Consider the following 13,488-nt stretch of genomic DNA (forward strand, 5'->3'; position numbering starts at 1 on the left):
GAGATCCGGACGGGCTCAGTCACGTATCGCCTCGGGGGGTGCTAACGGCGTTAGCACCCCCCGAGCCTCTTCGGTTCCAGGACCACTGGCCGCTGGACTCCGACCACGGCCCAGTACTGACCCGGCGGCCCGCTTGCTCCTTCCCAGAAGCAGGCAGCGACGAGTAATCCGGACCTGTGCGGGTATAGAAGTTCGTCGATCTGCCGGCCCACGCCGCTCCTTGCGCTCGGCAGCAGCGCTCCTTCTCCCGGCAACGTCCGGGCGCTCATTCAGGCAAGCCACGAGGTCATCATCGGACCGCAGTCCTGGAGCAGAAATGCATCACCGAGACCACATACGCCTGCGCATCCGCCCACCTGATCAGCCGCGCCTCATCGGAGAAGGAGTCGAACAGGCGCAGTCGATGCAAGGAGGGCTGGGGTGCTAACGGCGTTAGCACCCCAGCCTGTGTGTGGGAGAGAGACGCCCCGGACGCACGGCGAGTTGATCGGACCCCTGACAGGGCCGCACTCACTCGGCCGTCGGCTGACGAGATTCTCCGGCTCCCGCTGTGCTACCCGGCCCTGGCAAGAAGCAGATGGTGTCATCAGGTTTCCCCAACCACGCATCGGGCCTCAACCGCTGCCGGCTGGGAGGTCACCGGGTGCCTGCCTCCACCGTCGGCAGCGTGCGGGTGCAGGTCTCTCGGCTGTGCTGGACCGGCGCTCGCAGCGACGCGAAGCACTGCCCTCGATCTGGCCCTCACCGCCGCGGAACAAAGCAGGCGTTCGAGCCTTGCCCGCATGGCGAACCATCAGTGGAGAATCCCATACCGGCTTCCTACCTACCGGACAGTGCCGGTCCCCCGCGAGGGGTGGACGGGAGCGCTACGGCCCGCATCCGATGCGCGGGGTCGATTCGAGCGAGGCCAACCTCAGGGTGCTCAAGCGGACCTGGCCCGCCACGTGTGCGCCGTCCGAACCTACCGCGACGTCCGGCTCTTCCGACCACTAGCCGACAGCAACGTCCGTGCGGCCGTGCCGACGACGTCGTTCGTCCTTGCCGGCGAGGGGACTCGATTGCCAGGTGCACGCGCCGCAGCCCACCTACTTCTGGCCGAGGGCGCCGAGGGGCGCAGCCGATCAGGCGTCGCTGCTCGGAATTCTGATTGCCGGCGGAGGACCGCCTCTCCAACAGGAGGCGGGCATGACCCGAAGCCAAGTCATCCTTATCGCCGCCGCATTATCTCAAGCGTACGCAACTGCTGCGCTGTTGAGGTGACATGCAGCTGCCACAAATGGGCTGTCGGAGCCGGCCCAAAGGCGTAGGTTCCTGTTTGACGGCCTTACGGGTAGGGGCTGGTCGGATCACTCCGGGACCTTCGAGATCGGGCCCAGAAGGCGCCGTTCTGTGGGTCGCTTATTAGGGGGTATGACCTGTTTGTGAACCTTGGCGTGTGGTTCGTGTCCCGCCGCGTCAACGGCTGATCGATGCCGGCGAAGGTTGAATCACCGAGATGTGATCGGTCTGGGGTACTGGCCGCCCTCTATCGTTGAAGGTTGACCAAGCTCACCACAGATTGACCGCTGCGGTGTTGTCTCAACGAAGCTTGATCGAGACATCCTGCCGGCAGCCTGGTGACGTGGAAGCCTTCACCGACAAGAGGCTTCGCGACGCGATCGCCGCAGCGGAATCGCCGTCCTGGTCAGTGAGGGCCGCCGCAGGACGACATCTGGCGGCAGCGCCTCGGATTGAGAGTGTCGCCGGAGTCCTGCACCGTCTGTTGCTGGATGCTCAGGACACCGGTGTCACCTCGGATACTGCGTCAGCTCTCTTGGCTCGGAGAGATCTGGCCGGCCTGCGTGCAGTGCTCGCTGCGCGTGCCGTCGCCTCCGACCAGGGAACCGCCGATCAGCTCGCTGCGGAACTTGATGGTGACCCACGCGGGGCAACCGGACAGGATGACGATGACCTGATCGTGCAACTTCAGATTCTGCCGACGGACAGAGAGCCCGAGGTGCGCAATGAGGCCCTGGTGCGACTTACACGCCTGCGCTGATCGGATGGCACAGGCCAATCTTTGGGAGGATCGGTGAACTTTCAGTCCGTCCTGGGGCAAGCCGCCCGGCCCGCAAAGCCAGGGCAGCCTCATTGGCAGGTTCGGTTGCATGTGGATCGAGGGCACAGGCACCCACCACTGCGGAGCGAGCAGACCGTCGAGAGCGGCACCAGATCACCGCGACAGCGGCCGCCCGACCCGTATGCCTGCCTGTCTGGTCAAACTTCGACGAGACGAACCAAGCTGCCGTCAGTCTTCGGTGAGACCGCTGAACCTTCGCTGCGACAGGACATCAGCTATGCCGTCGCATTCGATCGGGTCCCTGTCTCGGCTGAACCGGCCCAACTTGATCCCACCTCAGATGATTTGGTCCTTCAGGATTGGTTCACGGGCCATGCGCACATTGGGCAGCTTGTCTCGCCAGAGCTCGCGCTCACCTGTAGTGCTGAATCCGTACCGTTCGTAGAAGCGGATCGCTCTGGTGTTGTAGTCGGTCACCCACAGGTGCATGCGGCTGTCTCCGGCCCACGCCAGGAACTCGTCCATCAGCCGGCCGCCAATACCTCGACCTTGGGCTTTATCCAGGAGATACATCGGCCCGAGGGTAACCCCTTCATCCCGCCGGCCGCAAAGAACTCCGACGACCTCTGACCCGGAACGGACAACACGACAGAACAACAGCTCCGGCTGGCGCACGGCCTGCTCAATGAACTCTCGCCACCGGGCGATGCCCTCCGCAGTGACAGCGGACCCTCGGTGCTCGCGAACCCACGCCTCATCGATCCCCACGACTTCGTTGGGATACGTCTGGAGCCAGGCCTCCAACTGCATCCAGCCCACGGAGGCAGCATCGTCAGGTTGCGGCGGTTCGATCTGATGGACCATAAAGGCCATTCTTATCGGTATACCTGAAGTGCCTCACACAATTTCGCCGTGCAGACCAACACCTGATCCGACCCGCCATCGCTGGACCAGGTCCATTGCGACCGGCCGCTAGTACGGGGGTGGGTCGACACCAGCAGCCATCAGACCGCCTTTCACAGGCATGTGCACGCGGAGGCTGGTGTGGACGACATATCGGCCCGAGCGGACGAACGAGGCTGAGCACGAGCGTGAAGTCGAGGTGAAGGTGGAGGGGACCGCTGTTCCAAGCTCGGAAGGCGGGCAGTAACCCAAGGTCGTGTGGGTGTGGTTTACAGGAACGCTGGTATGGGGCTGTTGAGGTGACCTGGAGACGTCTTGCCGGGGGTCGGAGCCAACTAAAGCCCTCAGAAGCCTTTCTGGCGGCATTTCAGGCAGTGGATGATCCGATCTGTCCAGAAGCTTCGAGATCGAGCCTTCAGGGTGCCATTCTGCGCTCCGCCTTTTGCCCTATCTATCCTCTTTGTCAACTTCAGCACATTTCGCAGGTCCCGGATTCCGCGTGCAGGTCTTCACCCACAACGCCGGCCACGGCTGGTGGTCAATGGATCCGGGCTCTTGTCCACTATTGACTGCTGCTCCGTGGATCCCAGGGGGTCAGCCCTGGACCCCGCCAGCGCCTGGCCGCGCTGGACCGGCTGTGGCATGGGGGGCTTCCAGCCCCAGCCCCCCGGGCCAGGCGCTCGGGCGCCCTGGATCCGCTCACCCTCATGTCCTGCGCCAACTCCCTTACCCGTCGGCGCACCGGTCGGGCGCCGGGCGCCCTTCCTGGACAGGAGGGGCCGAAAGTCAAAAGGGACCTGTGCCGTCGGAGGCTGATGTGGGGGCTGCCCGTTGCATTTCGACTGTGTGCTTCGGTCCGGGGTTGAGGTGTTGTGGCCGAACTTGGAGAGGGGTAGAGGCGGTTGCACATTGGGAGGTGCCAAGGGCCTGGTTGCCCTTGGGTGCAGGGCAGTTGGGATGACCCGGAGCTCGGATCGCTCTTGCAGTAGGAGGACCCGGGGCTTTTAGGCCTCTGACCTGCATGCTTGTGAGGATGAGCGTGTCGCCCACGACACACTGGGGCAGGTGGTGTACCTGGCAGGCACATTTGGGAGAAAAATCAAGCAACAGTTGATTTTCTGCAGGCCTGTTCCCGCAGAAAATCATCGCAGTTCAGGGCGTGGAGAGCTGGAGCGAATACCGGGCAAACGCTGCGGCCGACCATTCTGCAATGTGCCGCGATGACGGCACATAAAATCAAGTGCGCATGGACTTTCGGGTCGCCGGCGCGGAACAACTTCACCGGGTGTGTACTTCTGGAGCTCCCTCAGTGAGGTTCGCGCATCAGGGGTGACTCCTGGCGCGCCGGTGCGCCAAAAGACAAGCCCACGTTGATTTTTCGGTAGTCTCGGACCGCCTGAGTAACAAGGAGGTCCTGTGACATCTGATCCGCCCGCCCGTCGTCGACAGCGCGGGCCCCGGCCTGTCCTGGCAACCGCCGCGGCCGGGAACGACGCCGAGTACGGAGACATCCTCGCCGTCCTCGGCCAGCAGCTCGGGGAGAAGGTCGCGCAGGCCACCGATCCCGGGGGCCGCCGTCGCCTCAAGGGCGTCCACTTCGAATACGTCGCGGACCCCAGATCCGTCCACGACATGGCCGGCGGCGCCGGATACAGCCTCGCCAGCAACTGGTTCACCCAGCTCCTGGCACAGCTCGCCGTCGCCAACAGCATCACCAAGTCCCAGCTCTGCGTCTTTCTGTTCGTGGCCGGAGGGCAGGTGCCAGGTACCGGTATCGCCCAGTACACCCAGCAGGAGATCACCGACGGGCTGAACCGGATTGCCGCGCAGAAGGGGGGCAAGATGATCACCCGTTCCACCGTGAACCGAGCCGTCCAAGGACTGTGCGGCTACAACTGGGTGGAGAAGGCCGGCAACGGCCGGATCCAGATCAACGTGCGCCTGTGGTTCCAGGGCAACAGTACGACCCAGCAGGAAGTACTCGCCGAGATCGCCGACAAGCACGATCACGACCCCGAGGCCTTCCCCTACGCCGTGGGACCGGAAGGCGCCCACCAGGAGGAGTTGGACCTCGACTTCGGTGCCGAAGCCGGCTTTCGTGGAAGGAAACGTACCGGGTGATAGTGCTGACATGCCCGCGCGCGGGCGACCGCTCACGAGGAAGGCCATCCCATGGCTAACGTCATGTCTCCGATCGTCGCGGAGCGCATCTGGGCCCTGCCGCTGTCAGGATCCGCCGTCAAGTTCCTCCAATACCTCGTCTCCCGCAGCGACTTCGGCGGAACGCTGCCGGTACGGCAGAAGGACATGGCGGCCGAGTACGGCGTCACGCCCCAGGCCGTCAGCGGCCTCATGGCGCCTCTGTGCGACCTCAACATCGTCCTCAGGCCGCGCAGCGAGGAACGGAACGGCAACTCCTACCGGCTTCACCCGCTCGCGGCGAAGTACGAGAGCCCCGACGCAATGGAGGCCGCTTTCCGTGCCGCTCTGGCACGGATCCAGGCGGGGGACCTCCCCAACCTGAAGCTGCCGACCTACCAGCAGGCTCCGCCGGCCCCGACCGGCAGGCCGAAGCTGCAGGTCGCCTGACCGGAGATCCGCAGGACACATGCAGAGAGGCCCCCACCAAGGTGGGGACCCCTCTGTGCCTGAGTAACAGTTGGCGGCCAGTATATCCGCCGAGCCGGTTCCCTGCAGGCAGTCGAAATCTGCCGCGAGGTGCGGGTGATGGACCGGCCGGAACTTGTGGCCTGTCCACGCTGGTCCCCCTCATGCGGGGCCGGAGCCTTTGCTCGGAGGCTGCGCCGGGTGCACCTCTGTGCGCGAGAATGTTCGGCATGACGACTTGAAGAGCACCGGCCGGGCGACAGCATTGGCGAAAGGTCGGGAGCTGGGACACGATTCCCGACGGCGATCGACGCGTCTGCGCCGACTGCGGGACGCCCGCCTGCTCGTACCAGTATCGCTTCCATCCACCCACGTCCTCGATGTTCGAACGGTGCATCGGACTCGCCTGGTGTTCCACTTGCCGGATCTACTCCGGCAACATGGTGTACATCCCGCGGAAGCGAGTCCTGGTCGACCTCCTCGCATCCCTTCCTCTTGCACAGCGAGAACGGCTTCTGCGTTCGGAGACTCGACTGATCGAGTTCCTGGATCTCCAGGCCCGCGGAGCCGGAAGTTAGGGTCGCGGCCGGCCGCGATCAGGAGAAGCCGCTTGCGCAGTAGCGGAAGTTTCGCTGTGCCGAACATGCTGCGCTTCGCCGCAGCGGACTGCCAGGCCCCGCCTTCCCCTTCGGCCCGGCCCTGCTCGCCGCCGTCCGCGCACGCCTGGCCGCAGACGGGCTCGGCAACAACGAGACCGCCGACCTGGTTCACCTGCTGCACCAGTGGGGCCCGCAGGCCGCCGCCCTGCCCGAGCTGTACGCCGTGCTGCCCCGCTTCCAGTACGCGGCCACAGCCATCACCGCCGTGGCAGCCGACGGCCCGCAGGCCGAGCGCGAGCAGGCCGGCGCCGCGCTGCTTGCCGCCGCCGGGCCGCTGATGGTGGCGCCGGGCCCACCACGACCTCACCGGCGAGACGGACGTCCTGCTCGATGCCGTCGCCAAGGCACTCGCCGCCGGCCCGCGCGAGGTCGCCCAGGCCGCCGCCACACTGGGCGTGACGGCCGCCGGACTGCTCCCCGCCCTGCGGGCAGCCGTCAGTGAGGACGCCGAGCAGACCACCCCGCAACTGGACCGCGGCATCGCTATCGCCACCGCCCTGTGGCAGATCGACGGCGACGCCGAGGAAGCCGTCACGATCCTGGCCTCCGTTCTTGACCGCACCACCGGCGTCGCGAACGGCATCATCCGCGAGGACGAGCGGCTGCGCGCCATCCTGACCGCCATGTGATCCCCAGGCCGGCGGGGCGGACGAGTGATCGATCGCCCCCGGCATGAGGCATTGCGTACGGGGCGTACGCCGGTGAGGGTCCCGCGAACGGTCTGGCGCCCTGGGCACCTTCCGACAACGCTCGTTCGAAGTACGGAACGGCAGCCCCCGCTCCCTCAGCCACAGCCACAACGGCTCCGGCCCCTTGGTGGACGCGATGCGCTCCTGCCAGGAGCCGACCATGACCACCCCGCAGCCCCGGCTACGGTCGCCACCTGGGCCCCTGCCGGACCGGACCGTGCGTGATCTGTCACATCCCGACGTGCAAATACGGCTTGGCGCGTCGCTCACCTGCACGTCATGCAACGCCTGAAGTGGAGGAGATCCGGACGTGAGGCGGGTGGGCGGTGTCGGGCCTGCTCACCGGACCCGTACTGCGCCCGCCGCCGCACGTCCGGTGGAGATGCGCTCCGTCAGCCGAGGGGGACGGTCTTCTGTTCCTTCTGCACCGGGTTGGCGTCGGCGGCCTTGACCAGGTCGAGGAAGGCGGAGGCTTTGGCGACTTCCAGGAGCTGGTCGTTGGTGACCGGTGCCGAGGTGTTCGACCCGTCGTGCGGGCTGATGGCCAGTGAGACGGTGCTCTTGCCGTACCGGAAGTGGAGCCGGGTTTCGCTGACGTTGCCGTTGTTGATCGGCGAGGTCGCGGACATGGCCTCAATGCCGCCGGGCAGGGTGGTCCTCCTACAGACCTGGCCCTGCTCCGTCACGCAGTCCGGACCCTTGGCATAGGTCTCCGGACCCGACGGACGCACCGAGAAGATGATGGTGAAGGTTTTGCCGTCCTTCGTGCCCTGGTACAGGTTCACGCTGAGGTCGGTCCGCCGGACCGTGCCGATCGTCGCCGGGAGCAGGCTCTGAAGCACGGGCACGGCCTGGTTCTGGAAGTTCTCCTGCTGGGCTCGCTGGGCCGGCGGCAGATCGGCCATGGAGTCGCCGCCCGGGGACGGTTCGAGGTGTACGGGCGGCAGCGGCACGTTACTCGACGACGGCGACGACGGCGACGACGGCGATGACGGCGATGACGCCGGCTGCGCGGCCACGTTCACCTGCCCGGAGGCCCGGGCGCCGCTCTTGTCGACGGGCAGTGCCACGGTCACGGTCACGCCGAGCGCGGCCACGGTCAGCACCGCCCCGCCGATCGCGAACCGGGCGCGCGACCGGCGGCGTCGGCCCTGGGCGCGGGCCGCGGCCACGAGGTCGGGGAGCGGGGGCAGGTCGGTGGTCGTACGGTCCATCGCGTCCCGGACGAGCATGACGGCCCTGTCGTCGGGGACTTCGTAGAGGTCTTCGTTGCTATCCATGACGTCTCCTCAGTTCTCGGTGGCGTAGACGTGGGCCTCGCCGAGCTGTGTGCGCAGCTTCGCCAGGGCACGTGAGCACTGGCTCTTGACCGTTCCCTCGCTGCACCGCAGCAGTTCGGCGACCGTGCCGACGCTGAGGTCCTCCCAGTAGCGCAGGACGACCATGGCCCGGGCGCGCGGCGGCAGCTCGGCGAGTGCGGCGAGCAGGGTGACGCGCAGTTCGGCGTGTTCGGGCAGCGGCGGTCGGTCGGCGTGCCGGTGGGCAAGGAGGTCCCGCAGCCGGCGTCGCCGTTCGGCGAGGAAGGTGCGGGTGAGCACGGTCCTGGCGTACGCGTCGGGACTCTCGGCGGCGGATACCTTCCGCCAGTGCTGGAACAGCTTCGCGAGGGTCGTCTGGGTCAGATCACGTGCGCCGTCGACGTTTCCGCACAGCAGGTACGCGGTCCGGTACAGCTTGCGCTGACCGGCCCGGGCGAAGGCCTCGAAATCGAGACCTTCGCCCGAACCGGGCCTGACGCCATGTCTGACGTCCTGCCCGGAGTCGTGCTCGGTGCCTGGCGGCATCAGCCCTCCCCTTCACTTGCGTCTGTCTGTCCCCCTGTCCTGAGTGCTGCCACCGGGAAAAGGTTGAACACTAATTCTTCATGGAGGGCGCGTTCTCGGAGCGGGCGGCGACGAGGGAAGCCCTGAGGCGGTTGATGGCTCGTTCGAGGGTGCCGCGTCTTCTTGTACCTGCCGGCGTACGGGGTACCCCTGCCCGGCCTGTCCACGAACGCCCTGGACGTCGAGCCTTGGTGGCAAGAGTGCTCGATGACAATCGGCACCCTGGATTCGAAGCGGACAAGCCCCTTAGTCTCCGAGTACCGGGGGTGCTGTACCGAACCAAGGAGATCCATTGTTACGACTTGAAGCGGTGAGCAAGCGCTACGGCCGTGGCGATTGGGTCCTGCGAGACGTGAACGTGGAGGCCCCGGCGGGTGAGATCGTGGCATTCGCAGGCGGCAACGGATCGGGGAAGTCGACCCTGCTGCGGATCGCGGTGGGCCTGTCCCGGCCGACCCGCGGCGCGGTGGCTGCCCGGCCGCCCGTTGTCGGGTACGTTCCGGACCGGTTCTCTCCCAACGAACGCATGTCGGCCGCGGCGTACCTGACGCACATGGGCCGCGTCCGCGGGCTGGCCACCTCGGTCGCCTCGGCGCGGGCCGGCCGGCTGATGGAGCGACTCACCCTGGTGGGCGGCAAGGACGCCCCCCTGCGGAGCCTGTCGAAGGGCAACGCGCAGAAGGTCGCGCTGGCCCAGGCCCTCCTGGTGGAACCCGGGCTGCTCGTGCTGGACGAGCCCTGGTCCGGGCTGGACGCCGACGCACACCGCGTGCTCGCCGAGATCATGACCGAGGTCGCGGCTTCCGGCGGCGCCGTCGTGTTCACCGACCATCGCGAGTCGGTCACCCGGGCCCACGCCACCCGGACATACACGGTCGGGAAGGGCCGCGTGTCGTTGCGGGGACCGGAGGCGTGGCCTACCGAGCAGCGGCCCGTGTCCGACGTCATCCTGACCGCGGGCCGGGACGGCCCCCTACGGCGGGACCTCGCCTGGGAGCAACTGGACGGCGTACTGACGGTGAGCCGGGACGTCACGGGCGTCAGGATGCGCGTGGAACGCGAGTCCATCGACGCTCTGCTGTTCACTGCGCTCCAGCACGGCTGGTCCGTCGAGCGCGTCACCGGGATGCCGGACCACCACCGGATGCCGAACGCGGTGACGAACGGGGACATGCGGTGATCGCGCTCATCCGCTACACCTTCGCCACCGTGCTGTACACACAGCGCTACCTCGCGCCGCTGCTCCTGTTCACGGGCCTAATGGGTGTGCTGACCGTCAACGGAAGCGGCCCGCTGCCCCCTGCCTACGCCTCCTCCGCCGGCGCGTTGTTCGTCTGCTCGACCTGGCTGACCATCGCTCTGATGAGCCTGGACGACCCGCCGCAGCGGGCGATCGTCGTCATCTCCGCAGGCGGCCGGTCGCTCACGGTCCTGCTCGCGGCGATCGGCACGGCCCTGCTGAGCTGTCTCGTCCTGATGATCTTCGGACTTTTGTTCCCGTTGTGGATGGGCGACTACGTGGTCACCACGACCGACCTCCTGCTGGGCTTCGAGGCACAGCTCACCTGTGCCCTCGTCGGCATCGCCATCGGCGTGCTGTGCTCGCGGCTGGTGTTCAAACGGCAGGGGTACGCCCTGGTCGCCGCCCTCGCATTGGTGATGGGAGCGCTTTTCACCAAGGGCATGCCTCCGATCAACCGCATGTTCACCCTGATGTCCACGACCCCCGACGCGGCGAAACTGCTCGCCCCTACGGGCGTCATGCTGGCGATCTCCGCGATGATCCTTGCCGTGTTCACCGCCGCCACGCAGTTCGTCGCCGGGCGCAGGGAATAGACCGCCGGCCCGCACCGCCCAAGGGCCCGCCGCTGGGCACCTGGTGACCAGCGCAGGCCTGCCGGGCGTATGCGTCAAACTTTCTCGCTCAACTCCTGGCGGGTGGTCCGGCCATGGGCCGGCTACTGGGCATGCCGTGCTGGCTCGACGATCTGTTCCGGTAATTTCTCGCGGCCGAGAGCTGAAGAGGTTGATCGCGGACAAGCACGTCGTGGGGGTCACCACGAATCCCACGATCCTCGCCTCGGCCCCATCGAAGAGGGACCGCTACAACGAACAGCTGTGCCGCCTGGGCGACGAGGGAAGCAGCGTCGACGATGCGGTCTTTCCCCTCACCACCGACGACGTACGTGACGCCTGCGCCTGCCGGCGCACCCTCCGCGCCCTCGCGGCGACCGGAGACCGGCTCTCCGCCGAAGACCTGGACGTGCTGCTGGAACGAGCCGAGCGGCAGAGCGCCACGCTGGAGGAGCTGCGTTCCGCCATGGCGGCTCGGACGATGGGATCCTGGCCGCCGGCCGCGCGGTGACGACAACGAGGGCATCAGCGTGTGCCGACCGGCAAGGCCGCGAGGGTGCATCCGCCGACGGGCGGCCCGCAGGGCCGGTCCGACCGCTTGACGAAGGGACGGCAACATGACCGGCGAGCAGTCCGACGCAGTACGGGGTGACAGGTCCGTGGCGCCTCCCGCGGCCGAGCGCGCGGGGTGGGACGCGGTGGACGTACGCGCGGTGGACACCGTGCGCCTGCTGGCGGCCGACGCGGTGCAGAAGGTCGGCAATGGCCACCCGGGGACGGCGATGAGCCTGGCCCCGCTGGCGTACCTGCTGTTCCAGAACGTCATGCGACACGATCCGGACGACGACCAGTGGCTGGGCCGGGACCGGTTCGTGCTCTCCTGCGGCCACTCCAGCCTGACGCTCTACATCCAGTTGTACCTGGCCGGCTACGGCCTGGAGCTGTCGGACCTGGAGGCGTACCGAACCTGGGCCTCGGCCACGCCCGGTCACCCGGAACACCGTCACACCCGAGGGGTTGAGATCACCACCGGACCGTTGGGACAGGGTCTGGCCGGCGCGGTCGGCATGGCGATGGCCGCCCGCCGCGAACGCGGCCTGCTGGACCCGGACGCGGAACCGGGCACCAGCCCCTTCGACCACCACATCTACGTCATCGCCTCCGACGGCGACATGATGGAAGGCGTCACCGCGGAGGCCGCTTCGCTGGCGGGCCACCAGGAACTGGGTGCCCTGACCGTCTTCTACGACTCGAACCACATCTCGATCGAGGACGACACCGACGTCGCCTTCAGCGAGGACGTGCCGGCCCGCTTCGCCGCCTACGGCTGGCACGTGCAGACCGTCGACTGGACCGCGACCGGCGAGTACGTCGAGGACATCGACGCCCTGCTCGCCGCGACCGGCGCCGCCCGGGCCGAGACCGGACGCCCCTCGCTGATCATGCTGCGGACCCTGATCGGCTGGCCGGCCCCCACCAAGCAGAACACCGGCAAGGCGCACGGCTCGGCACTGGGCGAGGACGAGATCGTCGCAACCAAGCAACTACTGGGCTTCGACCCCGAAGCTCACTTCATCGTCGAGGACGAGGTCCTGGCCCGTACCCGGCAGGCAGCGGATCGCGGCCGCACCGCGCACGCCGAATGGGACAAGGCACTCACGACCTGGCGCGGTGCGCAGCCCGAGCGCGCCGCGCTGCTGGACCGGCTCCGGGCCCAACGGTTGCCGGCCGGCTGGACCGAGGTCCTGCCCACCTTTCCCGCCGATGCCAAGGGGATGGCGACGCGTGCCGCCTCAGGTGCGGTCCTCACCGCGCTGGCCCCGGTACTGCCGGAACTGTGGGGCGGCTCGGCCGACCTCGCGGGGAGCAACAACACCACCATGGACGGTGAGCCGTCGTTCGTGCCGGCCGACCGGCAGACGAAGGACTGGAAGGGCGGGCCCTACGGGCGCACCCTGCACTTCGGGATCCGCGAGCACGCCATGGGCGCCGTCCTCAACGGCATCGCGCTCCAAAGTCTCACCCGCCCCTACGGCGGCACCTTCCTGACCTTCTCCGACTACATGCGGCCCGCCGTCCGCCTCGCCGCCCTGATGCGACTGCCCGTCACCTACGTCTGGACCCACGACTCCATCGGTCTGGGCGAGGACGGCCCCACCCATCAGCCCGTCGAACACCTCGCCGCGCTGCGCGCCATTCCCGGCCTCGACGTGGTGCGGCCCGCCGACGCCAACGAGACCACCACCTGCTGGCAGACCATCCTGGAACACACCGACCGACCCGCCGGCCTGATCCTGTCCCGCCAGAACCTGCCCGTCCTCGACCGCGGAGAGCACGCCCCCGCCCGGAACGCGGCCCGCGGCGGCTACGCCCTCGCGGACGCAGCCGACGGCTCCGCGCCCCAGGTGATCCTGATCGCCACCGGCTCCGAGGTCCACATCGCCCTGAAGGCCCGCGACCTCCTGACCGCCGAGGGCCTGGCGGTGCGGGTGGTATCAATGCCGTGCCGCGAATGGTTCGCCGCCCAACCCCAGGAATACCGGGACGAGGTCCTGCCGCCGTCCGTGCGCGCCCGGGTCAGCGTCGAGGCCGCCGTCGGCCAGGGCTGGCGCGACGTGGTCGGCGACGCCGGACGCATCGTCAGCCTGGAGCACTACGGAGCCTCCGCCGACTACCAGCGCCTTTACGACGAGTTCGGCATCACCCCCGAGGCGGTCGCCGCAGCCGCCCGCGACAGCATCCACGACACCACCCGGGCCCCGCGCCCCGGAGGACATCAGCACACCGCCACCCCATTGCAGGGCCGCACCGGCGATCATCCCTAGGGCCTGAGG

11 protein-coding genes are annotated in these 13,488 nt (G+C 67.7%); 8 read left to right on the plus strand and 3 right to left on the minus strand.

The window, feature by feature from the left end; all coding sequences use genetic code 11:
• The first annotated feature begins 1,621 nt into the window (after positions 1-1,621).
• A complete protein-coding gene (locus NOD94_RS11480) occupies positions 1,622-2,038 on the plus strand; it encodes a hypothetical protein (RefSeq protein ID WP_281205726.1) in 417 nt (138 codons plus the stop codon).
• A 357-nt stretch (positions 2,039-2,395) separates the two neighbouring features.
• Here NOD94_RS11480 and NOD94_RS11485 read toward each other — a convergent pair whose 3' ends face one another.
• Positions 2,396-2,923: a GNAT family N-acetyltransferase gene (locus tag NOD94_RS11485; protein WP_281205727.1), complete on the minus strand. Its 528-nt coding sequence runs from the start codon at positions 2,921-2,923 to the stop codon at positions 2,396-2,398.
• Positions 2,924-4,378: 1,455 nt separating this feature from the next.
• On the opposite strand from NOD94_RS11485, the gene NOD94_RS11490 reads away from it, so the two are divergent.
• The 3 genes from NOD94_RS11490 (at position 4,379) to NOD94_RS11500 (ending at position 6,857) form a co-directional block, all read left to right on the plus strand.
• Positions 4,379-5,083, plus strand: coding sequence for a hypothetical protein (locus NOD94_RS11490; protein WP_281205728.1), 705 nt, complete (start codon positions 4,379-4,381; stop codon positions 5,081-5,083).
• Between the two features lie 51 nt (positions 5,084-5,134).
• Positions 5,135-5,551: a hypothetical protein gene (locus NOD94_RS11495; protein ID WP_281205729.1), complete on the plus strand. Its 417-nt coding sequence runs from the start codon at positions 5,135-5,137 to the stop codon at positions 5,549-5,551.
• A gap of 1,072 nt (positions 5,552-6,623) precedes the next feature.
• On the plus strand, positions 6,624-6,857 hold the full coding sequence (locus tag NOD94_RS11500) for a hypothetical protein (RefSeq protein WP_281205730.1): 234 nt from the start codon (positions 6,624-6,626) through the stop codon (positions 6,855-6,857).
• A 452-nt stretch (positions 6,858-7,309) separates the two neighbouring features.
• On the opposite strand, the gene NOD94_RS11505 is transcribed toward NOD94_RS11500, so the two are convergent.
• Positions 7,310-8,197, minus strand: a complete 888-nt coding sequence (locus NOD94_RS11505; RefSeq protein ID WP_281205731.1) for a hypothetical protein — start codon at positions 8,195-8,197, stop codon at positions 7,310-7,312.
• 9 nt (positions 8,198-8,206) lie between these two features.
• Complete coding sequence (locus tag NOD94_RS11510; RefSeq protein ID WP_281205732.1) at positions 8,207-8,761, minus strand: SigE family RNA polymerase sigma factor; 555 nt, start codon at positions 8,759-8,761, stop codon at positions 8,207-8,209.
• A 331-nt stretch (positions 8,762-9,092) separates the two neighbouring features.
• On the opposite strand from NOD94_RS11510, the gene NOD94_RS11515 reads away from it, so the two are divergent.
• From NOD94_RS11515 to tkt, 4 genes are all read left to right on the plus strand, one after another.
• A complete protein-coding gene (locus tag NOD94_RS11515) occupies positions 9,093-9,980 on the plus strand; it encodes an ABC transporter ATP-binding protein (protein ID WP_281205733.1) in 888 nt (295 codons plus the stop codon).
• A complete protein-coding gene (locus NOD94_RS11520) occupies positions 9,977-10,636 on the plus strand; it encodes a hypothetical protein (protein ID WP_281205734.1) in 660 nt (219 codons plus the stop codon). The genes NOD94_RS11515 and NOD94_RS11520 overlap by 4 nt, the downstream gene beginning before the upstream one ends.
• A 136-nt stretch (positions 10,637-10,772) precedes the next feature.
• Entirely contained in the window at positions 10,773-11,165 is a 393-nt protein-coding gene (locus tag NOD94_RS11525; RefSeq protein ID WP_281205735.1) for a transaldolase family protein, read from the plus strand.
• A 106-nt stretch (positions 11,166-11,271) separates the two neighbouring features.
• Positions 11,272-13,479: a transketolase gene (gene tkt, locus NOD94_RS11530; RefSeq protein ID WP_281205736.1), complete on the plus strand. Its 2,208-nt coding sequence runs from the start codon at positions 11,272-11,274 to the stop codon at positions 13,477-13,479.
• Positions 13,480-13,488: the final 9 nt, after the last annotated feature.

Origin of the sequence: Streptomyces sp. Isolate_45 (assembly GCF_024721315.2) — a bacterium.
GTDB lineage: Bacteria > Actinomycetota > Actinomycetes > Streptomycetales > Streptomycetaceae > Streptomyces.